A 26,646-nucleotide genomic window follows, 5' to 3' on the forward strand; every position below is an offset into this window, starting at 1 on the left:
ATATATCAACTGTAATTTAAATTATATCAGCGATTTTTTAAATATATCGACTTACCGACAATTCACGACAAAATCATCCAGCTATTTGCAGGTAGTCAGTACTAATAAAAGCTCCCATTCATCGCTCAAAAATAATCCGCTGCTTTGTTATTTCTTCCAACCTGCCTCGATCTACTTCATACTCACGTTCAATACTTTGCGGTACCCTTACTTTTCCGCCTTCAAGCATCACTTCTGGTGAAATGATATCCTTCTCCCAATGTCTACTAGAAGCAGATATATCTCCAGGAATCGTAAAGTTTGGCAAAGAGGCAAGTGCAACATTTTGAGCTCGTGAAATCCCCATTTCTACCATGCCACCGCACCAAACTGGTATGTTATGCTCCATACAATAATTATGGATTTGAACGGACTCTGTTAATCCGCCCACTCGCCCTGGTTTAATATTAACGACGCGGCAACTGCCAAGCGTAATCGCAACACGTGAGTCTTCTAAACTATGGATGCTTTCATCTAAACAAATCGGTGTTTCAATTTTCTTTTGCAACTGTGCATGATCAAGAAAATCATAATCCGCTAACGGTTGTTCAATCATCATAAGTTGGAATTCATCTAGTCGTTTCAACTTCTCCGTATCCGCTAATGTATAAGCTGAATTTGCATCAGCCATTAACGGGATATTCGGAAACTCTTTACGAATTTCTTTCAGTAATTCGTAATCATGTTCTGGCTTTATTTTCACTTTAAAGCGCTCGTATCCTTCTTCCGCGTACTTCTCGATTTGTTTTAGCATAACTGGAATTGTATTGATCCCAATCACAACGCCGACTTCAATTTCAGACCTATTTCCGCCAAGCAATATCGCTAACGACTGCTTTTGACGCTTCGCATATAAATCCCAGACAGCACCTTCAATTCCGGCCTTTGCCATTCGGTTTCTCTTTATATGTTTGAACAAAGACGGTACTTCATTCGGATGAGAAATTTCAGCTTTCAATAAATCTGGTAATAAAAAATCCTGAAGTACATGCAGCGCTGTCTTCACCGTTTCTTCCGTATACCACGGTTCAGAAAATGCAACGACTTCACCAAAACCAATGTATCCATCTGTATCTTCTAATTCAATGACGATACTTTCACGCTTTTCATAAGTCCCGTAACTTGCCGCAAACGGGATAATGAGCGGCATTTCCGTTATATAAAGTGTCGCTTTTTTTATTTCCACCTACATCTCCTCCACTAATTGTCTTAACTCTCGTCTTAACAATTTCTTCGAAGCATTTCGTGGTAATTCCTCTAAGAAACATGCTTTCTTCGGCACTTTATATTTCGCTAATTTCTCTTCGCAAAAACGAAGAATTTCTTCTTCTGTTACCTCTCCACTTTTTACAACAAAAGCAGCTGGTACTTGTCCCCAACTTTCGTCAGCCATACCGACAACACCCGCTTCTGCTACCGCCGGATGAGAGAGCAATACTTCTTCAATTTGAGCTGGATATATATTTTCTCCGCCAGAAATAATTAAATCACTGCGTCGATCTAATACGTATAAAAATCCTTCCTCATCTAAATAACCGAGGTCACCAGTATGAAGCCATCCATTTCTGATCGCCTCATGCGTCGCATCTTCACGGTTAAAGTAGCCACCTGTTACGTTCGGTCCTTTTACTACAATTTCTCCTTCAGCACGGGGCGGCACAACTACGCCGTCTTTTTCAATACGAAGCTGACACTGAAATAGTGGTTTTCCGGCTGATCCTACTTTCGTTAACATGTAATCTGCTGTTAACGTACAAATTTGCGATGATGTTTCTGTCATACCGTACGTTTGATACACAGGAATTCCTTTTTCCACACATGTTTCTAATAACGGCTTCGGTGCTGGTCCTCCCCCAAGTAACATGCATCGTAAAGAAGATGGATATGTACCTTCGCCAAGTCGTTCTAATAAATCTGTTAGCATTTTAGAAACGACAGAAATAATCGTAACGCCTCTCGTTTGAAGTGCTTTATGAATAAAATTAGCATCATATTTTGGAACGAGTAAAATGCGCATACCGTACATAATATTTTTCATTAAAAGAGATAACCCGCCAACGTGGAACATTGGCATACAAGCTAACCAACAATCATCATCACGAAGCCCTAAATTAAGCGAAGAACCGACTGCACTTGCCCAGTGGTTACCGTACGTTAAAACAACGCCTTTCGGTTTCCCTGTCGTCCCTGACGTATAAATAATTGTCATCGCTTCTTCTAAAGAGAATTCTTCTTGTATAAATGCTTCCGCCTTCGGTCCTTGCATCACTTCAGCAAATGAACATACTGGAACATTTTCCGTCTCAAACTCTTGATCCGTTACTAAACAAACAACTTCCGCATCATCCATTTGCCAAAGTAGCTCTTCTCTTGAAAGACGCGTATTTAAAAGCACAGCTACTGCACCTATGTAAGATAGGGCGTGAATAACTGTAATCATCTCCATACCATTTTTCATCAGAACAGCCACCTTTTGCGCCCGCTTCACTCCTACATGCGTGAGGTGTTCACAAACAGATACTACTTTTTCATGCAGCTGCACGAAAGTAACCTTCTCCTCTTCAATTTCAATTGCAGTGCGATCAGGTGTTAAAAATGCACGTTGCATTAACCAATTCGGCATCGTCTCCATCACTCATTCTCCTTTCATGAAAGAAAGAGACCTGATATGACATCAAGTCTCTTAGTTGTTTTGTTTCCGGTGTGATCTTTTGGTTGCGTCTCACATTGTGTGCGAGCTGCTTCCGCTTTTCATCACATCCAGCTGCGCCTCCTAGCCCCTTCCGTCTAAGAACCTTCCGCACGAGAAAGTAAAAAACACTTTCTGTGCGAAAGAACCTTAGCCTACGGGGCTAAACAGTCGGCTCCGCTTTTAAAACATCCAGCTACAACAGCTAGAACAGTCGGTCGTTTCACGCCTTCCTGCGAGGCAAAAAGCGCCTTTTTTTCAGGAGTTCCAACGCCCTCTTGTTCTGAACGAGCTGCTTCCGCTTTTGGTTTCATCCAGCTACAGCGGCTAGAATGTTCGGTGGCTTCACTTCTTCCTACGAGGCAAAAAGCGCCTCTCTGTCAGAAGCTCCATCCACCTCACATTCTAAGCGAGCCGCTTCCGCTTTTGGTTTGATCACGGGAAACGAGGGAATTGACCGAAGTCCGGAGTGCGTTTTTCTTTGAACGCGTCGCGGCCTTCTTTTGCTTCGTCAGTTGTGTAGTACAATAACGTTGCGTCTCCAGCTAGTTGTTGAATACCAGCTAAACCGTCTGTGTCTGCGTTGAATGCAGCTTTTAGGAAACGAAGTGCCATTGGGCTGTTTGCTAAAATTTCTTGTGACCATTGTACTGTTTCTGCTTCAAGTTCTTCTAATGGTACTACTGTGTTTACTAAGCCCATATCAAGTGCTTCTTGTGCACTATATTGACGGCATAGGTACCAAATTTCACGAGCTTTCTTATGGCCTACCATACGAGCTAAATAACCAGCTCCGTATCCACCGTCAAAGCTTCCTACTTTAGGACCTGTTTGTCCGAATACAGCGTTGTCTGCAGCGATTGTTAAGTCACATACGATATGAAGTACGTGTCCACCACCGATTGCATAACCTGCTACCATTGCGATAACCGGTTTAGGGATTGCGCGAATTAGACGTTGTAAGTCTAATACGTTTAAACGTGGGATTTGGTCGTCACCTACATAGCCACCATGACCGCGAACTTTTTGGTCGCCGCCAGAACAGAATGCACGTCCACCTTCACCTGTTAAAATGATAACGCCAACATTTGCATCATCACGAGCGTGTGCAAAAGCATTGATTAACTCCATTACCGTTTTAGGACGGAATGCATTATGTACTTCAGGGCGGTTAATCGAAATCTTTGCGATGCCATTGTATGTTGAATAAATAATATCTTCGTAATTGCCTTCTTTTACCCATTCAATAGTCATTACTATTACCTCCTTTTATATTTCTGATCTCCGCTATAAGTGCAACTTCCTTCTTGCTGAAAAAAGTATCACTGCATAGTTTTTAGAAATCCCTTTACTATTGTATCAAACTTTTCCGGTTGTTCCACATGAATTGCATGGCCAGCCCCATCAATTTTGACAAATTTCGCATGAGGGATGCATTTTTCGATGTTTTTTAATAGGCGAAAGAACTTTTCATCGCTTTCTCCATTCAGTAAAAGGACAGGCATTTTTAGGTTTTGCAATTCGTTCCACCATGAAGGTTGAGCCCCTGTTCCCATGCCACGAAGACTATTTGCAAGTCCTTTTGGATTATTAGCAAGTCGTTCTTTTCGCACCGCTTCTTTTACGTTTTGCACTAAACGTTTTTGCGTTTCAAATAGCGGAATATTTTCCCACATCGATACAAAACTTCGGATGCCTTCTTGCTCAATTTTATCGGCAAGTCGTTCATCTTTTTCCTTGCGTTCTTTTCGCTCCTTTGCACTCTCAAGTCCAGCTGTACAGTTTTCTAAAAGAAGCGAACGCACATATTCTGGATATAAGCATGCCATCGTAATCGCAAGTCTACCACCCATTGAATAGCCAAGTATGTGCGCATTTTCAATATGAAGATGATCCAGTAGTTCTTTCATTTGCAGCGCCACATTTTGAATATCATAATGCATCACATCTTCAGGACTTTCCGTTTTCCCGTGTCCAACAATGTCTACTAGAATGACTTGAAACTGCTCGCTCCAAGAAGGAATAAAGGAACCCCACGTTTCCATGCTTCCCGTAAAACCATGAAGAAGTAGAAGTGGTTCCCCGCTTCCGGCTACTTCATATTCATACGATACACCTTGCAATGTTACTTTCATTTTGATTCACCTTGCAAAGATGTAGTAATAACGTCCATTGTTTTTGCCCATAGTTCACGATGTAATTTCAAGTTTTCTTCGCGATTCGTACAAATTTCCACGACGTGTAATCCATTCGTTTTCGTTCCAGTTTGTACTTCTTCTCGGAAGTTTTCCCAACCATTTACACGGCTAAATGAACCACCATACATTTTGACAACATGTTCATAATCAAGCCCAATTGGTGTTCCAAATAATGATTCGAAATGTTCCTTTTTCTCGTATTGTGGTAAGAATGAGAAAATACCTCCACCATCATTATTTACAACAACAATCGTTATATTTAACTCATGTAGTTTCGCGGCTAATAGTCCGTTTAAATCGTGATAAAATGATAAATCACCGATTACTAATACGAGCGGATCACAAATAATACTCGCTCCTAAAGCTGTTGAAATGATTCCATCAATACCATTTACACCGCGGTTCGCCATTACTTGAATGTTTTTATCCGATGTGAAGAAAAATGAATCGGTATCACGAATTGGCATACTATTACTCGCAAATAACGTTGCCCCTTCTGGTAATACACTTACAATATCCGTAATTACTTTTCCTTCAAATGCCGTTTCATATGTTTCCATCTCACGAAGCGTTTCTCTCGTTTTCTCGTTTATTTGTTTCCACATTCCGAACCAATCATTCTTTTTCATAACTGGCATTTTCTCTAGTAATGCTCTGCAAAATTCACTGTCACTAGCTTGTACAACTTCTGTCGCAACTAGAGCTGGATCTCTCCATTGTCCAGATTCATCGACAACGATATGAACAGCTTTCGTTTGTTTTTTGATGAACTGCGTTAATGCTTTAGAGACAGGCATTCCTCCGAAACGAATTAAAACATTCGGCTTCCACGTTTCTTTTAACAATTCATTTCGTAAAAATGTATCGTAACAATCTATAACCATCGTTTTATCATGATTACCACTACGGAGGTTAGAAAGTGGATCTGCTAAAATTGGATACCCTGTTTTCTCAGCTACTTTCATAACAACTTCTGTTATTTCTGGATGACTGCCGTCTCCACAAATAATAAGCCCCTTTTCCATATGTGAAAGGCGCCCTACAAGAGAATCTACATATTCACTCGGCATCGTCACGTTCCCTTGCTGAACTACTCCTGTATATTCACCACGCCCTTTATCCCATAAACTTTCTAATGAGAAATCCGGTATAAGCGGCTCGCGAACTGGAAAATTAAGATGAACAGGTCCTTGCGGGGCTAGAAGTGCACTTGCTATCGTACGCTGCGTTGTCATTCGAGCGTAATGATACATTGCTTCACTCGCTTCAGGAAGTGCCATCTCTGTAAATTGCTTCACAAAAGTACCGTATAAATTAAATTGATTCATCGCCTGTGGTGCACCCACATCTCTTAATTCATGCGGTCTATCCGCTGTTAATACGATAAGCGGCACTCGTGAATGAAACGCTTCACATACAGCTGGATAATAGTTCGCTGCTGCCGTCCCTGACGTACATAATAGCGCAACAGGACGTTTTTTTGCTTTCGCAATACCGAGCGCAAAAAATCCTGCTGATCTTTCGTCTACATGTAAATATGTTTTCATTCCTTCATGTTGTTCCATTAGTAAGGCAATCGGCGTTGACCGTGAGCCAGGACTAATGACAACATCACATACATTTAGACGCGTCAGTTCGTCCACGAACGCGCCTAAATAATATGATAATGCTTCTATATGATTGTTCATTTCATTAATTCCTCCAAAGCACCAAGCATCGGTCTAAACTTCAAACTTGTTTCTTCATATTCAAGCTGCGCTACTGAATCAATTACGATACCACAGCCGGCAAACAAGGATGCCTTCTCGCCATTTAATAATCCGCAGCGAAGTGCAACCGCAAATTCACCATTTCCTTCATCATCTATAAAGCCAATTGGTGCACCATATAATCCTCTATCTAAAAGCTCTACATCACGAATTAATTTCAACGCCTCATGACGAGGTGTACCACCAAGAGCTGGTGTTGGATGTAATTCTTCTACCATCGTTAAAAGACTTGCATCACCTTTTGCTTCTACTGGCGTATATAAATGGATTAAATTTTTCGTCGTTAATAAGCCTGGGCTCTCCGGAATATTAACAGATTCGCAATGCTCACTTAGCACACCTCGAATCATGTTAACTACATAACCGTGTTCAGCCAAATTCTTTTCATCATGAAGAAGCGTCTCACCATTTTGTTTACTTTCTTCTATAGAATTGCCATGACCAATTGAACCAGCAAGGCACATCGATGTGAACTTCTCGCCTTCTTTTCGAATCAATCGCTCAGGTGTCGCCCCTAAGAAGCATGCTCCTTTATAATCAAAAGAAAATACGTAACAATCCGGTTGCCCAATGCGAAGCGCTTCTAAAACAAGAACGGAATCAATATGCTGATCCATCGTTAATTTTAGCTCCCTTGCTAATACAACCTTCTGCACGTTCCCTTGCTTCATTTCATCTTGCACTTTTCCAATCGCGTTCATCCAGCCACTCGGATCAACTTCTACTTTAGAAGTAACTGTTAATTTTGATCCTACTAGTGCACATTTACTCTCTTGTAAAATTCTCTCTTCTACAGAAATAATTTCGTTATAAAGAGTTTCTGCACAATCTTCAGCTGAAACGAACTGATTAATCGTTAACCACGCCTTTTCATTTTTTACAGTTAATAAAAATGCTGGTAGTGAAAATGTGGTATCATCAAATTCTTTCCAAAGATTCGTTTTTTCTTTTTCTTGGTCAAATGAAAATCCACCAAATAAAAGAGGACCTGTTCCAAATTCGTATCCTTCTCTTTGTACGAATGCTTTCTCTTTTACTTTATCCCACTCGTCACGAGCAGTTTGAAAGCGTTTGTGAGAAGAATTTGCTATAGTGAAAACAGAGCCAATTCCAGCAAATATTACATGCTGAGCTGGGTCTGCAAAATAACATCTATTTTCGAATGCGATCCTTTTTCCTGCTGCATAAAACAGAAGTGGATCCACCCAATCTATTTGTTTTACAAAACTAACTAATGTTTTTTCATCAGTCGCACGCTTAATAGCTGTAACAAGAACTTCTTGTAAGCCTTTTCGTTTCGTTTGAATCACAATTGTCTCCCCCCTATGGGCGAAAAATAGTCATAATTACGCTTGATTTTAAGATACACCTCAAAGGAAAGGCCTGTCAACGTTTAGCATTTCTGAGAAATTCACCTTCTCTTCCTAGAAAATAAACGTTGACACTAAATGATGCTTTTTCTACACTTAATTGTGTACAATATGTGACCAAGGAGGATTCAACATGGAAATGAACGTCGAAACGAATTCCTCTCCTACGGCGCCAAAGCCAAGTAAACAAACAGGCTGGCGAATTTGGTGGAGTTTATTACGTCCCCATACATTAACAGCAGCTTTCGTTCCTGTTTTCATCGGAACAGCTTTTGCAATGCAGGTCGGAGGTATAAATCAAATACATCTTCCTCTTTTCTTTATGATGCTTCTTGCTTGCCTTCTCATTCAAGCAGCAACGAACATGTTTAATGAATACTTTGATTATAAAAGAGGACTCGATCATGAAGGTTCAGTTGGAATAGGCGGTGCTATCGTCCGCGATGGCATTAAACCAAAAACCGTTCTTAACTTAGCATTCGGATTTTTAGGCATCGCAACGCTATTAGGTGTTTATATTTGTATGAACTCTAGCTGGTGGCTTGCTGCAATCGGTCTTGTTTGTATGGCCGTTGCTTACCTTTACACTGGTGGCCCTATTCCAATTGCGTACACACCATTTGGAGAGCTAACAGCAGGATTATTTATGGGTGTCATTATTATTGGTATTTCATTCTTTATCCAAACAGGCGCAGTAACATCAGAAGTGATTTTATTATCTATTCCAAGCTCCATTTTAATTGGTGCAATTTTACTATCTAACAATATTCGTGATTTAGATGGTGATAAAGAAAATGGTCGTAAAACGTTAGCAATTCTCGTTGGACGCGAAAGAGCCGTTGGTGTACTTGCTTCTATGTTTATCGTTGCCTACATTTGGACAATCGCTTTAATCATCGTTAACATCGTATCACCATGGATGCTTATCGTATTCTTAAGTGTACCGAAAGCATTTAAAGCGACGAAAGGCTTTATCGGCAAAAGCATTCCAATGGAAATGGTACCTGCGATGATTTCAACAGCAAAAACAAATACAATTTTCGGTCTCCTAATGGGAATCGGATTATTGCTTGGATATTTCCTATAGAAAGGAGCTGCTTATGCGGCTCCTTTTTTCATATACCGACTTCCCGGCTGAAATTCATCTCATAATTCCTACTCTCAACGCTCATACTATGTAAAGAAACTGAATTGTAGGAAGGTGGACGACTATGTTAACTCCACAACAAATAAATCAATTTAAATCTATTCTAGAAAAACAACAGCAAGAAGTTGAACAAACGATACAAACTCATGAAGATAAAAACCGTGCATCTGAACGTGATTCAGTAGGAGAATTGTCTAGCTATGACAACCATCCAGGTGATATGGCTACAGAATTGTACGAACGTGAGAAAGATTTCGGACTCATCGAATTTTGGCATAAACAGTTAGAAGATACGAAACATGCTCTGCAAAAAATTGAAGCTGGTACGTACGGAATTTGCGAAGTGTCTGGTGAGGAAATTCCATTTGAAAGATTAGAAGCAATGCCAACTGCTACAACGTGTATTCAGCACACTACAAATAAATTAGATATGCAGACGCGCCCAGTTGAAGAAGAGGTGCTAGATCCTTCGTTTCATAAGCACGACGAAGATCATTCTGTAGAGTACGATGCTGAAGATGCTTGGCAAGACGTCGCAAATTACGGAACATCAGAAACACCATCCGATTTAGAAAGACAGGATTCAAAAAACTATAATGGCATGTACGTAAATAGTGAAGAAAATGTTGGGTATGTAGAGGATTTCGAAAACTTTATTGGAACAGATATGTATGGAAAAAACCCACAAGTTTTCGCAACAGAAGAACATGAAGAATATGAACAATTGCTTGATGACTTTGAAGAACGCACCTTTAAAGGTGAATTATCTTCAGATGAGTCTGGTTCTAAAGCATAAAAAAAGCATTCCGAAATTCGGAATGCTTCTTTTCGCTAGCTAATTAGTTTTTTGTAACGTTAGCTGCTTGTGGTCCGCGGTTTCCATCAACGATTTCGAAAGAAACTTCTTGACCTTCTTCTAAAGTTTTGAAGCCGTCGCCTTGAATAGCTGAGAAATGTACGAATACGTCTTCTCCGCCTTCAACTTCGATGAAGCCAAAACCTTTTTCGCCGTTAAACCATTTAACTTTACCTGTTTGCATGTCATGTACCTCCTAAATAAAAATGAAACTATGAATCCACATGAAAAGGTGGATATAAAGGACATGAATGTATAACAAGCTTACAGCCTTTAATACAACGTGCTTTATTTCCGTACCACATTATGTAGCTCAATAGTGTTTTCACTATATCATGCTATATCAAAAACGTCAAATGAGAACACTTTCGTCCCATCGTTTTTTATAATTCTAGTATAACCTTAAATTTTCATTCTATTTTTATTCAAAAATTAATAAAACTACAGTATTCTAATTCCTTTGATTTCTGTACAATATAATTACTACATATGATGAGGTGAAAAAATGCAAGCACATGAAATCGAGTATAAATTATATGGCGATGATATGCAGTTTGTTGAAATTGAATTGGATCCAGAAGAAAGCGTTGTCGCAGAGGCTGGCGCAATGATGATGATGGAAGATCATATCGAAATGGAAACGATTTTCGGTGATGGTTCTGGACCATCTAATGGTCTATTCGGTAAATTAATGGGCGCAGGTAAACGTCTCGTTACAGGTGAAAGTATGTTTATGACTGTATTTACAAATACAGGTCATGGCAAACGACACGTATCATTCGCCGCTCCTTATCCTGGAAAAATTATTCCTGTTGATTTAACAGAATATCAAGGAAAAGTAGTCTGCCAAAAAGATGCATTTCTTTGTGCCGCAAAAGGTGTTTCTATCGGAATTGAGTTTACTAAAAAAATAGGAACTGGCTTCTTCGGTGGTGAAGGTTTCATCATGCAGAAACTTGAAGGTGATGGTCTAGCTTTCATGCATGCAGGCGGAACTGTATATAAGCGTGAATTAAAACCTGGTGAGAAACTTCGCATTGATACAGGTTGTCTCGTTGCAATGACAAAAGACGTTAACTACGATGTTCAATTCGTTGGAAAAGTAAAAACAGCTCTATTTGGCGGTGAAGGTTTATTCTTCGCAACGCTAGAAGGTCCTGGAACGGTTTGGATTCAGTCCTTAACACTTAGCCGCTTAGCAGCACGCCTTACAAGCCCAGCAGCTCAAAACAGCGGTGAAGGTAGCGTTTTAGGCGGACTTGGTCGTTTATTAGATGGAAAAGAGTAAGAAGTGCCCTTATAGGGCACTTTTTATTTAGGTGGACTATACAAACCATTTTGGATCATAAAGTATTTCATCGCTTCATTAAGCCACGCCCCTTCATCTTCCGTATAAGGAAAAGGCATCATATTATTATATTGTTCTTCTACATTCTCTAATTTACCTAGAGAATACATTGTCTCTTCACCGACATACTTAAGAGTCACTTTCATATGTTCATCAACCAATTTTTGCACTTCTGAATCCTCAATTTGTCTTCCAAATAACCTTTTCACTTCTTTTGCTAAACGCATAAACTCTTTATCAAGTGCTATGTCCTCTTCTTCCGGCTTATTATATAATCCATCAGCCACTTCTTTTGATACATATTCTTCAAGCCATAAACGTTGTTCGTTTTCTTTTTGGATACTATTAATTAAGCTCATTAATATGTTACTATCTACCTCTTCATCTTCCTCAAGGTATACCATTGTTCGTTCAATCGCCTTTATCGAAACTTCAAGTTGTTTTTTCTTTTCTTCAAAGGCTACTCTTTGATTTTGTAATGTTTCTTTTAAGCTTATATTCAAACTTTTCACATTGAGCATGACACGAATTTCTTCTAAACTATATCCTAATACTTTAAGACTCACTATTTTTTGGAGCGCTAATATATCTCTATCTTTATATACACGGTGTCCTGAATTTATATTTTTTTCAGGTTTAAGCAGGCCAAGTTCATCGTAATACTGTAGTGTTCGTATTGATATACCTGTTCTCTTTGAAAACTCACCAATTGAATAGCCTTCCTTTTTGCTCATCCTACACTCCTCCTAACAATATGTTTACAAAAATCATACTCCCTCACGTAACTGTAGGTTCAAGCCTTTTTTCAAAAAGAATGAATCAAGTCCCTCACTGCATATATTGAACTATACCTTTTCTTAAGGAGGGCTTTCTTGATGCGTACTCCTTTATCCTTTGATAAAGACACTGCCATATTGTTAGCATCTTGCTGCGATCTAACGTATGAACAATATAAACAAAATGGCATTTTCGAAATACCCGATGGGTTCCAATATGTACAAGGGTTTCAAGGAAAGGCCATTCAAAAGACAGAATGGTTCGGATTCATATTAGAATCTGAGGATACAATTATTGTAGCTTTTAGGGGCACACAAACAGATACAGATTGGATTATCGATTCACTCGTTAACCAAAAGCCATACCCATATGCTTTAAATAGTGGAAATGTCCATAATGGCTTTCTTTCAATTTATGAATCTTGCCGGGATTCCATTATGGATATGCTCGTGTCATTACCAGCCCATAAGAAACTTCTTGCAACAGGCCATAGCTTAGGCGGTGCACTCGCTACACTACACATACTAGATGCACGTATAAATACTGCCTTCGCACAGTACGGTCTTTATACCTTTGCCTCTCCAAAAGTTGGAGATATCGCCTTTCGAAATTATTATAAACTGCAAGTAGCTAGTAGCTTTCGTTTTGTCAATTTATTCGATGTCGTTCCTCTTCTCCCTCCAAGAAATGTCCATTTTAATGATAAAGACTGGGAATATGCACACGTCCATCACAACATGACATTTACGAAAAATACAAAATCCATTACGAATAACCATTCCATTACAACATACAAAACATGTCTGACCTCTCATTTTTAACCAGTAAACAATTGGAAATTTAATATTTGTATACTATAATAATCTATGAAATTACTTTCGGATGAGGGGACCTTACATGCTAAAATTTTTCTTTGCACTTTTTCTTATAATAATTTTTTCGTTTACAGGTTTCTTTACATTTTCATACTTTGCGACAGGCGAATATGGCGGAACAGGTATAATATATACGTTCATGCCTTACCTTTCTTAAGCAAAATAAATAAAAGCCCCTTCAAAAGGGGCCTTCATCTAAAAAAGTTTAACAGTATTACCAATACCCCAAATTTCATTACTGTACTGCAAAATTGTTCGATCACTCGCAAAATGCCCCGATTGTGCAATGTTCAAAATCGACATTTCCAGCCATTTCTCCCTATTTTCGTAGGCCCTTCCGACAGCTTCTTGTCTTTCAGCATATGGGCTAAAATCTCGAAGAACGAAGTATTCATCATTTTGAATAACGAGAGAATCATAAATCGCTTCAAATTCAGCTCCCGACTGTGCAAAGAAACCATTCGTTAACTGATCTACTACTTTTTTAATGTGCATATTGTGGTGATAATAGTCACTTGCACGATATCCACCGTTTTGGTAGTAATGAAGAACCTCATCCGCTGTTAAGCCGAAAATGAAGCAGGCATCATCACCGACCCGGTCTTTTATTTCAATATTAGCTCCATCTAACGTTCCGAGTGTAATTGCACCATTCATCATGAATTTCATGTTACCTGTTCCCGATGCTTCTTTACTCGCAGTTGAAATTTGTTCACTTACATCTGCCGCCGGGAATATATCTTCAGCTAAAGAAACTCGGTAGTTTTCTAGAAAGATAACTTTCATAAATTGACTTACGTACGGATCGGTATTCACTTTTCTTGCAAGCTCATTTATTAATTTAATAATTTTCTTCGCATAATAATAGCCAGGTGATGCTTTCGCTCCAAAAATAAAAGTACGCGGGTAAAATGAAAAACTAGTATCCTCTTTTAAACGGTTATACAAGTACAAAATATGAAGAACATTTAATAACTGTCGTTTATAGGCATGTAACCTTTTCACTTGCACATCAAAAATAGAATTTGGATCAATAGTGATCCCCATTTTATTATGAATGCTCTCCGCTAAAATAATCTTACGCTCTTGTTTTACCCCTGCAAGCTTTTCTTGAAAACTAGTATCATGTATGAAGTTTTGCAGTGCTTGCAGCTTAATTGGCTCTTTCTTCCATTCTTCTCCAATCGCTTCCGAAATAAGATTCGTCAGCTGTGGATTCGCCTTCATTAACCAGCGCCTATGAGCAATTCCATTCGTTTTATTATTAAACTTATCTGGATAAAATTCATAGAACAATCGCATTTCACGCTGCTTTAAAATTTCTGTATGAATTTTAGCCACACCGTTAACGCTATGGCTACCAACAATCGCTAAATGAGCCATTTTCACAAGGTCATGCGCAATAATGGCCATGTCCTCAATACGCTTCCAATCGTACGAATAACGGTCCCAAAGCTCATGACAGAAACGTTCATTAATTTCTTCAATAATCATATAAATTCTCGGTAATAACGGTTTAAAAATGCGAATTGGCCATTTCTCAAGCGCTTCTGATAACGTCGTATGATTCGTATAGGAAATCGTCTGCGTTGTTATGTGCCAAGCTTCTTCCCATGTCAATTTTTCTTCGTCTAATAAAATACGCATAAGTTCTGGAATTGCTAGAACCGGATGTGTATCGTTTATATGAATCGCGATTTTTTCATGTAACTGACGAAGACTACCGTGTCTCTCCCTATGCATACGAACGATATTTTGCAAACTTGCTGATACGAGGAAATACTGTTGTTTTAAACGAAGTATTTTCCCCTCATCATGCGTATCATCTGGATATAAAAACTCCGATACGGCCTCTGTTTCACGCTTATATTTCAAAATATCTTTACAATTTTGCGGGAAAGGAACTGGCTCCGCATTCCAAAGCCGAAGCGTATTTACAGTACTCGTTTCATACCCTACAACTGGAACGTCATATGGTACTGCCATAATAACTTCTGCATTTGTATGCCTGAACTCTAAACGTCCATCAATTTCTAGTGGTTCAACGTTTCCAAAATAACTTACTTCTACAGCTTGGTCATACCTTCTTACTTCCCAAACGTTTTCATGAAGAAGCCACTGTTCTGGAAATTCTACTTGATAGCCATCAACAATTTTTTGATCAAACAGACCATGCTTATAACGAATACCACAGCCATGTCCTGGTAAGTTTAAAGAAGCGAGTGAATCGAGGAAACAGGCTGCTAAACGTCCAAGTCCGCCGTTACCAAGGCCAGCATCTGCTTCAATCTCTTCTAACTCGTGCAAAGAAATTCCAAGTTCAAAAAGTCCTTTTTCACATACATCTCGAATGCCTAAATTCAATATGTTACTGCCTAGTAAACGCCCAAGTAAAAATTCAATGGATAAATAATACATTTGTTTTTGATCTCCAGAACGATAACTTTCATTCGTTGCAATCCATTGACTATTCATATACTCACGTACCATATGACCGAGCGTATTATACTGATCACGAGTTGTAGAATCTTTGAAACTTTTCCCATACATCGTTTCTAATTTTTCTAGAAAAGCGGATTTGAAGCTTTCAACATGAGTAAACATTTTTTCACCACCTCAATGTTATTCCATGAGACTTTTATACAATTTCTTGTATGCAAGAGCAGATTTCCCCCAGCTATAATCTTCAGTCATCGCTTGCTTTACAAGCTTATCCCATACCGGTTTATCTTGATAAAACTCAATTGCACGAAGAATCGTATGTAACATGTCATGCGCATTAAAATTCGTAAAGCTAAAGCCATTCCCAATTCCAGTGTCCTCATCGTAAGAATGTACAGTATCATTTAATCCGCCTGTTTCTCTTACAATTGGAATCGTGCCATATGCTAACGCAATAAGTTGTCCAAGTCCACACGGTTCAAACAGCGATGGCATTAAAAACAAATCGCTTCCCGCGTACACTTGGTGCGCTAACGCTTCATTAAACCCAATATATACTTTTACCTTTTCTGGATACTCGTATGCCATCCATTCAAAGAACTGCTCGTATTCAGAATCGCCTGACCCCAAAATAATACATTGTACATCTTCTTCCATTATTTCACGGAATACAGTACGTACTAGATCAAGCCCCTTTTGTTTCGTTAATCGTGTTACCATCGAAATAACTGGTGTATCTTCTTTTTCTGGTAAACCAAAATAACGCTGCAATGCGCGTTTATTTTCATTCTTTTCATCTAGCGATTCTGCACTATACTGAGCCGTAATATATGGATCTGTTTCTGGATTATATACGCTCGTATCAATTCCATTTACAATGCCACTAAGCTTATCATTATATTTTCGTAGCAATCCATCTAACTTCTCACCGAAAAACTCATATTGAATCTCTTCTTTATATGTCGGGCTAACCGCTGTAATTTGGTCAGATGCGATAATACCGCCTTTCATAAAGTTCACGTTTCCATAAAACTCAAGCTGTTCACTATGAAAATATTCATGACCAAGCTCCAGTAAGTCGTACATCACTTCAGGAGGAAATACACCTTGGAACTGCAAGTTATGAATCGTATATACCGTTTTAATATGCTCATATAACGGGTTATCTTGATACTTTTCACGAAGTAAGAAATTAACCATAGCTGTATGCCAATCATGGCTATGAAGAACATCTACTTCGAAATCAAGATGCGGAATACACTCTAAAACTGCTTTTGAAAAATAAGAAAAACGCTCCCCATCATCATAATGGCCATATAGAGAATCTCTCTTAAAATAATATTCATTATCTATTAAGTAATACGTAATCCCGTCCTGCTCACCTTTTAAAATCCCGCAATATTGATTTCTCCATCCAAGGGGAACGCTAATTACTTTATGAAGCGTACATCCTTCTCTTAACTCTTTCGGGATAAGACTGTAGTTTGGAAGTATAATGCGAACATTCACTCCTAATTTTTTTAATTCTTTTGGAAGCGCTCCTGCTACATCAGCTAGACCTCCGGATTTAATAAACGGTACACATTCTGATACTGCAAATAAAATATTCACCTGTTGTTCCACTGCACGAAAAGCGTATACATCATAAATCGCTCTTCTTACAGCTTCCTCCCTTCAAGTTTTCATATAGAGTAAAACCTTAATTAGTGGGGGTTTTCTAAATCCCCCACTAATTATGCACCTGCTATTTACGAATAACTGTTGATTGTACTATTTTGTACACTACCTTTTTCTACAACATATGGCTCATCGGCATTTCCTTTTAACACTACGCCGTCGCCAATTTTCACATCTTTATCGATAATAACACCGTCTATTATGCAATTATCTCCAATTTGGCTCTTTTGCATAATAATACTATTACGAACAATTGAACCTTTTCCAATTTTAACAGAACGGGAGACAACACTATTTTCTACTTCACCCTCAATAATACTGCCGTTTGCAATCATCGTATTTTTCACGACTGCACCCTTCATATAACGAGTTGGTGGCTCATCTTTTACTTTCGTAAAGATTGGTGCTTCTTTCTTAAATAATTGCTTCCAAATAGAAGGTTGCAAAATTTCTAAGCTATGTTTATAGTAATTTTCAATCGAATCAATAATAGCTACATATCCTGTATGCTCGTACGTAGCAATATGTAGTGATTTTCCGCGCTTTTCTCTCACTACATCAAATAAACTGTATTGCTCCACATCTTTATATGTCTCAAATAAATCTAACAACAATTGTTTCTTTAACACGTATGTTTGAAGCGAAATGCCTTCATGACAAACCTCGGTAATATCAGCTGACGTATGTATATGTCGCTCTAACACTGCTTGAAAATCTAATGCCGTTACGAGATGGCTATTCGTAATAACAACGTATTCTTCTCTGCTTCTTAGAAAATAATCAATATGCCTTCTAAAATGTGCAAAAGACCCAAACTCATCTTGGTCACATTGGCAATTTGGTGGGAATAAAAACAGTCCGTCTCGTTTTCTATCTAAATCCCACTGTTTCCCTGAACCTACATGATCCATTAAAGAACGATTTTTATGACTTGTAAAAACCGCTACGCTATGAATATTAGAATTCACCATATTTGAAAGCATGAAATCAATGAGTCGGTAACGGCCCCCAAACGGTAACGCCGCTAATGAACGATGCCCTGTTACTTTCTTTAAGGAAGGAAAACTTCCCGTTGCATTAATAATTCCTAACATTTTTTCTCCCATTCATTTCATCCCCCTTTTCTATTTCCCTTCAGCAATTAATACTACATCGTCAACATTTTTTTCTGGACGAATGATTGTTCCATCTTCAATAACCATTTCCGATCCAACGATCGCTCTTTCAATCACAACATTTTTTCCAATCTTTGCCCCTGGCATAACAACGGAATCAATAACCATACTACCTTCTTCCACCGTTACCCCTTGGAATAACACAGAATGCTTCACGTCCCCTTCAATGATGCATCCTTCATTAATAAGCGATTCTTCTACTTTCGCCTGTTCCGCAATATATTGAGGTGGCTCATTTGGATTGACAGAATAAATACGCCAGTTACGGTCGTTTAAATTCAACGATGTTTCATCGCGAAGTAAATCCATATTCGCCTCCCATAAGCTTTTCACTGTTCCAACATCTTTCCAATACCCTTCAAACGGATACGCCATTAGCTTCTTCCCTTCATCTAATAAAAGCGGAAGTACATCTTTTCCGAAATCATTACTAGATTCAGGATTTCTTGCATCCATTTCTAAATACTCTTTCAAAATTGCCCAGTTAAAAATATAAATTCCCATTGATGCAAGATTACTTCTTGGAAATTGCGGTTTCTCTTCAAACTCAACAATCTCCATCTCTTCATTTGTATTCATAATGCCAAAGCGACTCGCTTCATCCCAAGGCACTTCAATAACAGAAATCGAAACGTCCGCTTCTTTCTCAACATGGTAATCTAGCATTTTACTGTAATCCATTTTATAAATATGATCTCCTGATAAAATAAGGACATACTCTGGTTCATACTGACTTAAATAGTTTAAGTTTTGATAAATGGCACTTGCCGTACCTGTATACCACTTCACACCTGAAGACTCCGCATAAGGAGGTAATACTGTGACTCCACCGTTTACTCGGTCTAAATCCCAAGCATTGCCGATTCCGATATAATTATGAAGTTCGAGTGGTTGATATTGCGTCAAAATCCCAACCGTTTCAATACCGGAGTTTGCACAATTACTTAACGTAAAATCAATAATGCGATATTTACCACCAAATGGAACAGCTGGCTTGGCTAAATTTTTTGTTAATGCACTTAAACGACTACCTTTTCCCCCTGCTAGTAACATTGCTACGCACTTTTGTTTTTGAGCCATCTTGTTTTTTGCTCCCCTTTCTCGTCTTCACTGGTCGTAATATGGATACGCCAAATGGTGGAATTGTAATTTCTACATGTGCCGCTTGATTATGATATGGCTCTAGAATCGTCTTGAGACGTTTCTTATTAACTTGCCCCGATCCGCCATATTGCGCCGAGTCACTGTTTAAAATTTCGTTATAGTACTCGAAATCTGTTACACCTACTTTATAGTTTTCATATGTAGCTTTCGTAAAATTACATACGACAACTAACGCATCTTCCTGCTTATCCCCTTGGCGGATAAACGAGAAAATACTTTGCTCATTATTATTAGCATCAATCCACTGAAATCCTTCAGGCGAGTGATCTAACTGCCAAAGTGGTTTTGAGCGCTTATACAATGCTATGAGCTCTTTAAAGTAATCATGCATATTACGATGCATTTCAAAATCATGTAAATTCCAATCTAAATCTTCAAGGTCTTTCCACTCATCAAATTGCCCGAATTCTCCACCCATAAAGAGTAATTTCTTACCTGGATGAGTAAAGAAATATCCATATAATAAACGAAGCTGAGCAAACTTATCCCAGTAATCTCCCGGCATTTTATTTAATAACGACTTTTTCCCATGAACGACTTCATCATGAGAAAGCGGCAATATGAAGTTTTCAGAGTGAGCATATATTAAAGAGAATGTCATTTTCTCATGAATGTATTTCCGGTACTCTGGCGCACATTCCATATATTTCAGCACATCATTCATCCAACCCATATTCCATTTATAATTGAATCCAAGTCCACCCTCGTATGTTGGAGCTGTTACAAGTGGCCAAGCTGTTGAATCTTCCGCTGTCATAAGAAACTCTTCATCTTCTGCAAACACGGCTTCATTTAACTCTCGTAAGAAAGAAACGGCGTGTTCATTGCTTTGCTCTTTTCCTTCTTTATTCCAGTACAGCATATTCGCAACTGCATCTACCCTGAAACCATCAATATGGAAATACTTCATCCAAAATAACGCATTTGAAATTAAGAAATTACGTACTTCTCTCTTCCCTAAATCAAAATTAACAGTTCCCCATACAAGGTTTTCTTGTACGTCTCTATCTTTATATTCATAAGTCGGTGTCCCATCAAACAAATATAAACCGTGAGCATCTTTACAAAAATGCCCCGGTACCCAATCTAAAATGACACCGATTCCATATTTATGACATTCATCGACAAAATACATCAAATCATGTGGCGTGCCGAATCTACTTGTCGCTGCATAATATCCTGTTCCTTGATATCCCCAAGAACGATCATATGGATGCTCAACAAGCGGCATAATTTCAATATGTGTAAATTGATGTTCCACCACATACGGAATGAGCTCCTCGGCCATTTCTCTGTAAGAATACAGAGCGCCATCTTCTTTCTTTTTCCAAGAACCGAAATGTAATTCATAAACTGTCATCGCTTCTTTATAAATCGATTTTTTCTTTCTCTTACGAATCCAGTTTTTATCATTCCATTCATATCCCTCTATATCAAAAACTACAGATGCCGTATTTGGTCTTACTTCTGCATATACTGCATAAGGATCCGCTTTTAAAATAACGTCACCATCCATCGTTTCAATCGCATACTTATATATATCATTCTCTTCAATATGCGGTACAAACAAGGACCAAATCCCCTCTTCTGTCACTTGTAGCATCTTATGTTGCTCATAATCCCATTCATTAAAATCCCCAACAACACTCATTGCTTTCGCATGAGGAGCCCATACTGTGAATCGTACACCTCGCATCCCATCTTCCGTCACAATATGTGCGCCAAAGATGTTATAACTGTCATAGTACTTTTCTGTATGAAACTCATCTCGTTTCACTTCTTCACAATTTATTACATCCAATATGTTCACCTCACTAAGATGACAGAAATTTTTTACTCTTTATCATTTCTGCGAAAAACTGAAATATCCTTGTTATTTTTTAAAAAATATTCGTTTTTTTCTTAAATTTCACTTAAAATTTTCACATTTTCCGTGTAAATTATCGAATTTTGACGAATATTCATTGCAAACGCTTCATTTCCTACTATCCTTTCATCCTATTATTTATTTCTCAACCTTTATTTCATAAGATTTATCCTATTTTACTCGCTATTTATCACTTAAAATCGTAACAAAATAATCTGTCATAAAAAAATGTTTCTCAATATTTTTTGTCACAATTTTATTGAAATGGAAAATTCATAAGCATATACTCATTCTCAATAAAGAACATTGAACCTTCGCAAATATAATTCATACTGAAACACTATGTTTACTCTATCGATGCTCCAGGCGAAAGTCTGATAAAAATTAAATTAGGGGGCTTTCTTATGTCATTAAAACAAAAGGTTGGAATGGGAGTTGTCACAGCTTCACTTGGCTTATCCCTTACATTCGGCGGTGTATTCGCCTATTTCAGTGATTCTGAAACATCGAGTAATTCATTTCAAACCGTCTAACAACGAAATTAGGTACTGAAAAAGATGGTAAGCTACTCGGTCAATATTAATATGCTCGTCCAGATGAAAACCTTGCAAGCGACGTAAATGGCGATAAAATAATTGATATTAAAGATGCTGAAATTATCGCTAATAACTATGGTAAAAAAGGAGTATCTGTAAAAGATGGCGATCTTAATAATGACGGCATCGTCGACGAAAAAGACATTCGCTTCGTAGAAAAGAAATTCTTGAAAAAAGGACCAGATGCAGCAAAATCACAAACACCTGTAGAAAAATCAAAAAGCGGTACACTGGCAGATATTTTAAAGAAATTAGGATTAACACCTAAAAAATAATAATAAAGAGCACTCTATATAAAGTAGAGTGCTCTTTTCTATAAACGACCCTTATCCAGCAAAAGGGGTATATTGGGGATATACAAGGGAAACCGGAAAAGGAATTTATATTAAATTATATAAAAACTCAGAGGTAGGAAGCAGTTTCCCGCCTCTGAATTATTTAGCAATTATTATAGTACTGGTGCCATTGTTTCTTTTAATACTTTTACAGAATGAGCGAATTTCGCTTTTTCTTCTTCATTTAGCTCAAGTTCTACGATTTCACGTACACCTTCGCGGTTAATAACAGCTGGAACACCTACGAAAGCATCTTTCTCACCATATTGACCTTCAAGGTATGCCGATACAGTTAATACGCTGTTCTCGTTGCTTAAGATTGCTTTAGTTACACGAAGTAGTGACATACCGATTCCGTAGTAAGTTGCGCCTTTACGCTCAATAATGTGGTAAGCTGCATCGCGTACATTTTCAAAGATTTTATCTAAATCTTCTTGGTTATACTGTTCGTTGTTCGCTAAGATTGTTTCTAGTTTTTGTACACCTACAGTAGCGTGGCTCCATACTGGAAGTTCAGTGTCACCGTGCTCACCAACGATGTAAGCATGAACGTTACGTGGATCTACATCTAAGTAGTCACCTAACATGTAACGGAAACGAGCAGAGTCTAAAGTAGTACCAGAACCGATTACGCGCTCTTTCGGTAAACCGGATTCTTTCCAAGTTACGTAAGTTAAAATATCAACTGGGTTAGTTGCGATTAAGAAGATTCCATCGAATCCGCTATCCATAATACCACGAACAATTTGTTTAAAGATCTTTGTATTTTTCTCAACTAAGTCTAAACGAGTTTCGCCTGGCTTTTGTGGTAATCCAGCAGTGATAACTACTAAATCTGCATCTTTACAATCTGCATAGCTACCGCTCCAAACTTTTGTTGGTGCTGGAGAGAATGGTACCGCATGGCTTAAGTCCATTGCTTCTCCTTCTGCTTTTGCTTCATTAACATCTACTAGTACGAATTCTTCAGCTACACCTTGGTTGATCATTGAGTAAGCGTAACTACAACCTACAGCTCCTGTTCCTACTAATACTACGCGATTGATACCTTTTTTCATGTTAATTTCCCCTTTCAATTGTTTATATCTATTTTTTATTATTGTTTAAGTAATTAATTAAAATACTAATTTAATGTTGTTTAACTTCTTTACATACATATTGTAGCACGGATTATTGTGAAAAAGTTCACAAATTATGACCTATTTGTGAACTTTTTCACATAGAGTGTAAAGTTGTTAGAATGCGGGTGAAATCCATCTCAATGGAGGCGTTTTCTTTAGATTGTGAAAGGTTTTTTCTTAAAGTTTTCTTGGTAAGTGAAATTATATCGAACACAACTTTGGTTATATCGACGTTTCGACAAGAATAGCTTCTTCTATCTATATTATTTATCCCGCTATTTGTGGGTAGTAAGACTCCCACCTCAAAATTTGGCTGGAGCGAAGAAGTTAGCCTTCAAATAATTCTCATCATTTAACTTTTGTAAATCCGCAGCAATACTTTTAGAGGTTTTTATAAGGGGTCACCATACATTGCCATCAACTTAAGAAATTGGTATTTCCCCATATCGAAAAAAATGAGCTGAATTATTATAAATAACTCTGGAAAGATAAAATTTTCATTTTGGGGATACTTCAAAATATTAGCCTGATGGACATAGGTATCACCACATGTCCATGGATTAAAGAAAGAGCCTATTATTAAACTGTACCCTACTCTTTGGGTCGGAAGAGGTGCTATAGATGAATGTAAAGACATATAGGGCTCAAGTGTTTTCTTGGTCTAAGGAGGCCAAGGTAGAAATAGTAGAACTCATTTCCGCCGGCATAGGTATAGCCGGACCCGTTCTGTTCGCCACAGTTCTAGGCTATCCCGCTCTTGGTTTTGCTGCATCGGTCGGCAGTTTGGCAGTCAGTAGCGTGAAAGTCGGTTCGAGTTTTATAAATCACGGGAAAAGGTTGGCATCAGCGCTGATATCAGTAGTGCTCGCTGCGATTGCTGCTGTTCTCTCTTTCGGACATGGCTATCTGACATTTGGAGTCTTGATCCTGCTGGTAAGCCTTGCTGCGTTAATTGGCGGATATAGTCGTGCCTTGGCGGTGGCAACAACACGCTTTGTCGTATTCCTGATTATCATCCTCAATATGGTCGACCAGACGGAGTACCGGATGGAACTAATTTTTTCAATCTTAGCAGGGGCGATTTGGACCGTCAGTATCAGCTTGGTGCTAGGCATCTGGGTACACCGTTGTTTTAAATCATCGCTGGATGGAGCTGTGAAAGGGCCAACATCGAAAAAAATCATTCTATGGTGGAACTCTCTTGCACACCTATCCAGTTGGCAATTCCCAATCAGGCTCGCATTATGTCTAGGTATAGCTGAGGGATTGCGAATACTTTGGCCCGAGCACCACTTCTATTGGATTGCAATTACCGTAGCAATCCTTACTCAGCGGAAAATAGAACTCTTTCCAATCAAAACAACACAACGAGTGCTTGGTACAGTAATCGGCGTGATTGTTGCGAGCTTGCTTCTCGCAACTAGTCTACCAATTTGGGGGTTAGTTATAAGTATCGGGCTATTCGCAGGTGTTCGACCTCTTCTAAAGGTTCGAAATTATCTTGTATACTCTGCAACCATGATCCCGCTCATTATTTTGATCATGGAAGCCGGCAAGCCGTTCCAGTTTATCATTCTGTTCGACCGTGTATTTGCAACCCTTATCGGTGCAGTCATCGTGATTGCAGTGAACTTGATATTCAGTAGAGCGATGGCGAAATCAGTGTAAAGGTGGTTATCTAGCGAAAGATGCTTTAACATTTTAGGTATCTTTTCCAGTAGACCCCCCCCCCTATAATGACCTTTTCATACTCCATCTTTTATAAAAAAAGCAGACTACTAAAAGTTCGCTTTAGATAACATATATACAACAAAAAAGAGATAGCAGATTATGCTATCTCTTTTAGTATGACCCGTACGGGATTCGAACCCGTGTTACCGCCGTGAAAGGGCGGTGTCTTAACCACTTGACCAACGGGCCAAAATCTGGCAGAGAAGAAGGGATTCGAACCCTCGCACCGCGTTCGCGATCTACTCCCTTAGCAGGGGAGCCCCTTGAGCCACTTGGGTACTTCTCTATAATATGGCTCCGCAGGTAGGACTCGAACCTACGACCGATCGGTTAACAGCCGATAGCTCTACCACTGAGCTACTGCGGAATAATTATGGTGGGCCTAAATGGACTCGAACCATCGACCTCACGCTTATCAGGCGTGCGCTCTAACCAGCTGAGCTATAGGCCCATAAAAAGCGGGTGAAGAGAATCGAACTCTCGACCAGAGCTTGGAAGGCTCTTGTTTTACCACTAAACTACACCCGCATTAAATTAAAAATGGTGAGCCATGAAGGATTCGAACCTTCGACCCTCTGATTAAAAGTCAGATGCTCTACCAACTGAGCTAATGGCTCATTTTGAAAGTGGTGCCGGCTAGAGGACTTGAACCCCCAACCTACTGATTACAAGTCAGTTGCTCTACCAATTGAGCTAAGCCGGCTTGCGATTTCAAAATGGTGGCTCGGGACGGAATCGAACCGCCGACACGAGGATTTTCAGTCCTCTGCTCTACCGACTGAGCTACCGAGCCTTTATGTAAAAAAATGGCGGTCCCGACCGGGGTCGAACCGGCGATCTCCTGCGTGACAGGCAGGCATGTTAACCACTACACCACGGGACCATTTGGTTGCGGGGACAGGATTTGAACCTGCGACCTTCGGGTTATGAGCCCGACGAGCTACCGTACTGCTCCACCCCGCGATGATATAATATTTAATTTAGAAAAAATGGAGGAGGTAGAGGGATTCGAACCCCCGCGCGACTCTCGCCGCCTGTCGGTTTTCAAGACCGATCCCTTCAGCCGAACTTGGGTATACCTCCGAGAAATGAACTTTGAGTGGTGGACCTTGTAGGACTCGAACCTACGACCGGACGGTTATGAGCCGTCTGCTCTAACCAGCTGAGCTAAAGGTCCTTTATGGTAGCGGCGGAGGGGATCGAACCCCCGACCTCACGGGTATGAACCGTACGCTCTAGCCAGCTGAGCTACACCGCCATAAATTATATTCAAATAAGTGGAGCCTAGCGGGATCGAACCGCTGACCTCCTGCGTGCAAGGCAGGCGCTCTCCCAGCTGAGCTAAGGCCCCATATTTTGAAAATATCGGGAAGACAGGATTTGAACCTGCGACCCCCTGGTCCCAAACCAGGTGCTCTACCAAGCTGAGCCACTTCCCGTTAATAAAAAACGCGCCCGAGAGGAGTCGAA

The 26,646-nt window shown here is 39.2% G+C and carries 21 protein-coding genes, 15 tRNA genes and 2 pseudogenes; 7 read left to right on the forward strand and 31 right to left on the reverse strand.

Annotated features, from left to right (window positions below):
• Positions 1–118: 118 nt before the first annotated feature.
• From menC to DN408_RS27695, 7 genes are all read right to left on the reverse strand, one after another.
• Positions 119–1,225, reverse strand: a complete 1,107-nt coding sequence (gene menC / locus DN408_RS27670) for an o-succinylbenzoate synthase (RefSeq protein WP_147740467.1) — start codon at positions 1,223–1,225, stop codon at positions 119–121.
• Positions 1,226–2,671, reverse strand: coding sequence for an o-succinylbenzoate--CoA ligase (locus DN408_RS27675; RefSeq protein ID WP_063226033.1), 1,446 nt, complete (start codon positions 2,669–2,671; stop codon positions 1,226–1,228).
• A gap of 212 nt (positions 2,672–2,883) precedes the next feature.
• On the reverse strand, positions 2,884–3,042 hold the full coding sequence (locus DN408_RS31660; RefSeq protein ID WP_179957917.1) for a hypothetical protein: 159 nt from the start codon (positions 3,040–3,042) through the stop codon (positions 2,884–2,886).
• A gap of 121 nt (positions 3,043–3,163) precedes the next feature.
• Positions 3,164–3,982, reverse strand: a complete 819-nt coding sequence (menB, locus tag DN408_RS27680) for a 1,4-dihydroxy-2-naphthoyl-CoA synthase (RefSeq protein WP_002089233.1) — start codon at positions 3,980–3,982, stop codon at positions 3,164–3,166.
• A gap of 68 nt (positions 3,983–4,050) precedes the next feature.
• Positions 4,051–4,863, reverse strand: coding sequence for a 2-succinyl-6-hydroxy-2,4-cyclohexadiene-1-carboxylate synthase (gene menH / locus DN408_RS27685; protein ID WP_002129651.1), 813 nt, complete (start codon positions 4,861–4,863; stop codon positions 4,051–4,053).
• Positions 4,860–6,614, reverse strand: a complete 1,755-nt coding sequence (gene menD / locus DN408_RS27690; RefSeq protein ID WP_002129652.1) for a 2-succinyl-5-enolpyruvyl-6-hydroxy-3-cyclohexene-1-carboxylic-acid synthase — start codon at positions 6,612–6,614, stop codon at positions 4,860–4,862. Before menD ends, menH begins: the two co-directional genes overlap by 4 nt.
• Positions 6,611–8,005 carry an isochorismate synthase gene (locus tag DN408_RS27695; RefSeq protein ID WP_002015812.1) on the reverse strand — a complete coding sequence of 465 codons (1,395 nt, stop codon included), beginning with the start codon at positions 8,003–8,005 and terminating at the stop codon, positions 6,611–6,613. Before DN408_RS27695 ends, menD begins: the two co-directional genes overlap by 4 nt.
• A 193-nt stretch (positions 8,006–8,198) precedes the next feature.
• Between DN408_RS27695 and DN408_RS27700 the strand changes: the two genes are divergently transcribed.
• Together DN408_RS27700 and DN408_RS27705 are read left to right on the forward strand one after the other, a co-directional pair.
• A complete protein-coding gene (locus DN408_RS27700; RefSeq protein WP_002015811.1) occupies positions 8,199–9,152 on the forward strand; it encodes a 1,4-dihydroxy-2-naphthoate polyprenyltransferase in 954 nt (317 codons plus the stop codon).
• A 124-nt stretch (positions 9,153–9,276) separates the two neighbouring features.
• The gene (locus DN408_RS27705; protein ID WP_078178329.1) at positions 9,277–10,008 is read left to right on the forward strand and encodes a yteA family sporulation protein; all 732 of its coding nucleotides are present in this window, start codon (positions 9,277–9,279) and stop codon (positions 10,006–10,008) included.
• 43 nt (positions 10,009–10,051) lie between these two features.
• Here DN408_RS27705 and cspD read toward each other — a convergent pair whose 3' ends face one another.
• Positions 10,052–10,252: a cold-shock protein CspD gene (gene cspD / locus DN408_RS27710; protein WP_001193051.1), complete on the reverse strand. Its 201-nt coding sequence runs from the start codon at positions 10,250–10,252 to the stop codon at positions 10,052–10,054.
• A gap of 321 nt (positions 10,253–10,573) precedes the next feature.
• Between cspD and DN408_RS27715 the strand changes: the two genes are divergently transcribed.
• Positions 10,574–11,356: a TIGR00266 family protein gene (locus DN408_RS27715; RefSeq protein ID WP_002015806.1), complete on the forward strand. Its 783-nt coding sequence runs from the start codon at positions 10,574–10,576 to the stop codon at positions 11,354–11,356.
• 23 nt (positions 11,357–11,379) lie between these two features.
• Here the strand turns inward: DN408_RS27715 and DN408_RS27720 are convergent, their stop codons facing one another.
• Positions 11,380–12,150 (reverse strand): MerR family transcriptional regulator, encoded by a 771-nt coding sequence (locus DN408_RS27720; protein ID WP_078178330.1) that lies wholly within the window; start codon positions 12,148–12,150, stop codon positions 11,380–11,382.
• A 141-nt stretch (positions 12,151–12,291) separates the two neighbouring features.
• On the opposite strand from DN408_RS27720, the gene DN408_RS27725 reads away from it, so the two are divergent.
• Positions 12,292–13,014 carry a lipase family protein gene (locus tag DN408_RS27725; protein ID WP_002089241.1) on the forward strand — a complete coding sequence of 241 codons (723 nt, stop codon included), beginning with the start codon at positions 12,292–12,294 and terminating at the stop codon, positions 13,012–13,014.
• A gap of 72 nt (positions 13,015–13,086) precedes the next feature.
• Here DN408_RS27725 and DN408_RS32260 read toward each other — a convergent pair whose 3' ends face one another.
• From DN408_RS32260 to glgB, 6 genes are all read right to left on the reverse strand, one after another.
• The gene (locus DN408_RS32260; protein WP_003192091.1) at positions 13,087–13,209 is read right to left on the reverse strand and encodes a hypothetical protein; all 123 of its coding nucleotides are present in this window, start codon (positions 13,207–13,209) and stop codon (positions 13,087–13,089) included.
• Positions 13,210–13,263: 54 nt separating this feature from the next.
• Complete coding sequence (glgP, locus tag DN408_RS27730; RefSeq protein ID WP_016095894.1) at positions 13,264–15,672, reverse strand: glycogen phosphorylase; 2,409 nt, start codon at positions 15,670–15,672, stop codon at positions 13,264–13,266.
• 18 nt (positions 15,673–15,690) lie between these two features.
• Positions 15,691–17,121 (reverse strand): glycogen synthase GlgA, encoded by a 1,431-nt coding sequence (gene glgA / locus DN408_RS27735; RefSeq protein ID WP_002167471.1) that lies wholly within the window; start codon positions 17,119–17,121, stop codon positions 15,691–15,693.
• A 137-nt stretch (positions 17,122–17,258) separates the two neighbouring features.
• A complete protein-coding gene (glgD, locus tag DN408_RS27740; RefSeq protein WP_078178331.1) occupies positions 17,259–18,293 on the reverse strand; it encodes a glucose-1-phosphate adenylyltransferase subunit GlgD in 1,035 nt (344 codons plus the stop codon).
• Positions 18,294–18,311: 18 nt separating this feature from the next.
• Positions 18,312–19,442 carry a glucose-1-phosphate adenylyltransferase gene (gene glgC, locus DN408_RS27745; RefSeq protein ID WP_050000918.1) on the reverse strand — a complete coding sequence of 377 codons (1,131 nt, stop codon included), beginning with the start codon at positions 19,440–19,442 and terminating at the stop codon, positions 18,312–18,314.
• The gene (gene glgB, locus DN408_RS27750; RefSeq protein ID WP_078178332.1) at positions 19,390–21,327 is read right to left on the reverse strand and encodes a 1,4-alpha-glucan branching protein GlgB; all 1,938 of its coding nucleotides are present in this window, start codon (positions 21,325–21,327) and stop codon (positions 19,390–19,392) included. The genes glgC and glgB overlap by 53 nt, the downstream gene beginning before the upstream one ends.
• 470 nt (positions 21,328–21,797) lie before the next feature.
• On the opposite strand from glgB, the pseudogene DN408_RS27755 reads away from it, so the two are divergent.
• A pseudogene (locus DN408_RS27755) lies at positions 21,798–21,917 on the forward strand (TasA family protein); the annotation flags it as partial.
• A pseudogene (locus DN408_RS27760) lies at positions 21,911–22,264 on the forward strand (dockerin type I domain-containing protein); the annotation flags it as partial. The pseudogenes DN408_RS27755 and DN408_RS27760, both read left to right, overlap by 7 nt.
• A gap of 173 nt (positions 22,265–22,437) precedes the next feature.
• Here the strand turns inward: DN408_RS27760 and DN408_RS27770 are convergent.
• Entirely contained in the window at positions 22,438–23,382 is a 945-nt protein-coding gene (locus DN408_RS27770) for an L-lactate dehydrogenase (protein ID WP_002129674.1), read from the reverse strand.
• Between the two features lie 684 nt (positions 23,383–24,066).
• Between DN408_RS27770 and DN408_RS27780 the strand changes: the two genes are divergently transcribed.
• The gene (locus tag DN408_RS27780) at positions 24,067–25,113 is read left to right on the forward strand and encodes an FUSC family protein (protein WP_078178334.1); all 1,047 of its coding nucleotides are present in this window, start codon (positions 24,067–24,069) and stop codon (positions 25,111–25,113) included.
• 180 nt (positions 25,114–25,293) lie between these two features.
• On the opposite strand, the gene DN408_RS27785 is transcribed toward DN408_RS27780, so the two are convergent.
• The 15 genes from DN408_RS27785 to DN408_RS27855 form a co-directional block, all read right to left on the reverse strand.
• Positions 25,294–25,365, reverse strand: a tRNA-Glu gene (locus DN408_RS27785).
• Between the two features lie 6 nt (positions 25,366–25,371).
• Positions 25,372–25,462 (reverse strand) — tRNA-Ser (locus DN408_RS27790).
• 6 nt (positions 25,463–25,468) lie between these two features.
• A tRNA-Asn gene (locus tag DN408_RS27795) sits at positions 25,469–25,543 on the reverse strand.
• Between the two features lie 7 nt (positions 25,544–25,550).
• Positions 25,551–25,627: transfer RNA gene (locus DN408_RS27800), tRNA-Ile, on the reverse strand.
• A gap of 6 nt (positions 25,628–25,633) precedes the next feature.
• Positions 25,634–25,704 (reverse strand) — tRNA-Gly (locus tag DN408_RS27805).
• A gap of 13 nt (positions 25,705–25,717) precedes the next feature.
• Positions 25,718–25,793, reverse strand: a tRNA-Lys gene (locus DN408_RS27810).
• Positions 25,794–25,803: 10 nt separating this feature from the next.
• Positions 25,804–25,879: transfer RNA gene (locus tag DN408_RS27815), tRNA-Thr, on the reverse strand.
• A gap of 14 nt (positions 25,880–25,893) precedes the next feature.
• A tRNA-Phe gene (locus DN408_RS27820) sits at positions 25,894–25,969 on the reverse strand.
• A gap of 14 nt (positions 25,970–25,983) precedes the next feature.
• A tRNA-Asp gene (locus DN408_RS27825) sits at positions 25,984–26,059 on the reverse strand.
• A 3-nt stretch (positions 26,060–26,062) separates the two neighbouring features.
• Positions 26,063–26,139 (reverse strand) — tRNA-Met (locus DN408_RS27830).
• Between the two features lie 27 nt (positions 26,140–26,166).
• A tRNA-Ser gene (locus DN408_RS27835) sits at positions 26,167–26,259 on the reverse strand.
• A 17-nt stretch (positions 26,260–26,276) separates the two neighbouring features.
• Positions 26,277–26,353, reverse strand: a tRNA-Ile gene (locus DN408_RS27840).
• 4 nt (positions 26,354–26,357) lie between these two features.
• A tRNA-Met gene (locus DN408_RS27845) sits at positions 26,358–26,434 on the reverse strand.
• Between the two features lie 20 nt (positions 26,435–26,454).
• Positions 26,455–26,527, reverse strand: a tRNA-Ala gene (locus DN408_RS27850).
• A gap of 14 nt (positions 26,528–26,541) precedes the next feature.
• Positions 26,542–26,615: transfer RNA gene (locus DN408_RS27855), tRNA-Pro, on the reverse strand.
• Between the last annotated feature and the right edge of the window lie 31 nt (positions 26,616–26,646).

Source organism: Bacillus sp. AR13-1 (assembly GCF_008042285.1).
GTDB classification, from domain to species: Bacteria; Bacillota; Bacilli; order Bacillales; family Bacillaceae_G; genus Bacillus_A; species Bacillus_A mycoides.

Bases quoted from the DNA above. Each gene is read 5' to 3' on its own strand.
- DN408_RS27675 (WP_063226033.1), bottom strand. From the start codon at position 2,671: ATGGAGACGATGCCGAATTGGTTAATGCAACGTGCATTTTTAACACCT.
- DN408_RS31660 (WP_179957917.1), bottom strand. From the start codon at position 3,042: ATGAAACCAAAAGCGGAAGCAGCTCGTTCAGAACAAGAGGGCGTTGGA.
- menB (WP_002089233.1), bottom strand. From the start codon at position 3,982: ATGACTATTGAATGGGTAAAAGAAGGCAATTACGAAGATATTATTTAT.
- menH (WP_002129651.1), bottom strand. From the start codon at position 4,863: ATGAAAGTAACATTGCAAGGTGTATCGTATGAATATGAAGTAGCCGGA.
- menD (WP_002129652.1), bottom strand. From the start codon at position 6,614: ATGAACAATCATATAGAAGCATTATCATATTATTTAGGCGCGTTCGTG.
- DN408_RS27700 (WP_002015811.1), top strand. From the start codon at position 8,199: ATGGAAATGAACGTCGAAACGAATTCCTCTCCTACGGCGCCAAAGCCA.
- DN408_RS27705 (WP_078178329.1), top strand. From the start codon at position 9,277: ATGTTAACTCCACAACAAATAAATCAATTTAAATCTATTCTAGAAAAA.
- cspD (WP_001193051.1), bottom strand. From the start codon at position 10,252: ATGCAAACAGGTAAAGTTAAATGGTTTAACGGCGAAAAAGGTTTTGGC.
- DN408_RS27715 (WP_002015806.1), top strand. From the start codon at position 10,574: ATGCAAGCACATGAAATCGAGTATAAATTATATGGCGATGATATGCAG.
- DN408_RS27720 (WP_078178330.1), bottom strand. From the start codon at position 12,150: ATGAGCAAAAAGGAAGGCTATTCAATTGGTGAGTTTTCAAAGAGAACA.
- DN408_RS27725 (WP_002089241.1), top strand. From the start codon at position 12,292: ATGCGTACTCCTTTATCCTTTGATAAAGACACTGCCATATTGTTAGCA.
- DN408_RS32260 (WP_003192091.1), bottom strand. From the start codon at position 13,209: ATGAACGTATATATTATACCTGTTCCGCCATATTCGCCTGTCGCAAAG.
- glgP (WP_016095894.1), bottom strand. From the start codon at position 15,672: ATGTTTACTCATGTTGAAAGCTTCAAATCCGCTTTTCTAGAAAAATTA.
- glgD (WP_078178331.1), bottom strand. From the start codon at position 18,293: ATGGGAGAAAAAATGTTAGGAATTATTAATGCAACGGGAAGTTTTCCT.
- glgC (WP_050000918.1), bottom strand. From the start codon at position 19,442: ATGGCTCAAAAACAAAAGTGCGTAGCAATGTTACTAGCAGGGGGAAAA.
- DN408_RS27770 (WP_002129674.1), bottom strand. From the start codon at position 23,382: ATGAAAAAAGGTATCAATCGCGTAGTATTAGTAGGAACAGGAGCTGTA.
- DN408_RS27780 (WP_078178334.1), top strand. From the start codon at position 24,067: ATGAATGTAAAGACATATAGGGCTCAAGTGTTTTCTTGGTCTAAGGAG.